Here is a 542-nt window from a genome sequence, read left to right as displayed (position 1 = left end):
CTCGGTCACCGGCAACCGCGTCGCCCATACCGCAAACATCGACCGCATCGCCGCGCGCGGCGCAACCTTCCATCGGCATTTCACGCCTAACCAGATTTGCTCGCCAAGCCGAGCGACCATGGCAACAGGGCTCTATCCACGCCATCACGGATTGTGGCGCAACGGCGTGGCGCTCGACGGTCGGCTCCCTAATCTGTGGCAGGCGCTGTCGCTTGCCGGATACGCCACAAAAGGCGTCGGAAAGCTGCACTTTCAGCCACTGCTCGCGCCCGTCGAACGCGACATGCCGGAATCGCTTGCCTATTGGGAAAGGCCGGGCTGCGAGGACTGGCACGGTCCCTATTTCGGCTTCGATGCCGTCGACCTCGTCATGGGCGAAGCCAACGAAGCCACTCGCGCCGGCCACTACGCCGCCTGGCTCAAGCGCAACCACCCCGAAGTGGTGGACCTCTACGAGCCCGACGCCAACCCCGACAGCCGGGCACAGGATCTGAACGAAGTCTGGAAAAGCGCGGTGCCGCCCGAGTTGCACTACACCAGTT

Annotated in this window: 1 protein-coding gene; it reads left to right on the top strand. The window is 64.2% G+C overall.

What is annotated here, in order from left to right; all coding sequences use genetic code 11:
* A partial coding sequence (locus EOA60_RS36570) for a sulfatase-like hydrolase/transferase (protein ID WP_164899952.1) occupies positions 1 to 542 on the top strand: 542 nt, incomplete at both ends.

It is taken from the genome of Mesorhizobium sp. M1A.F.Ca.IN.020.06.1.1 (assembly GCF_004023265.1).
In the GTDB taxonomy this organism is placed as follows: domain Bacteria; phylum Pseudomonadota; class Alphaproteobacteria; order Rhizobiales; family Rhizobiaceae; genus Mesorhizobium.
This window is presented reverse-complemented; position numbering and strand designations above follow the sequence as displayed.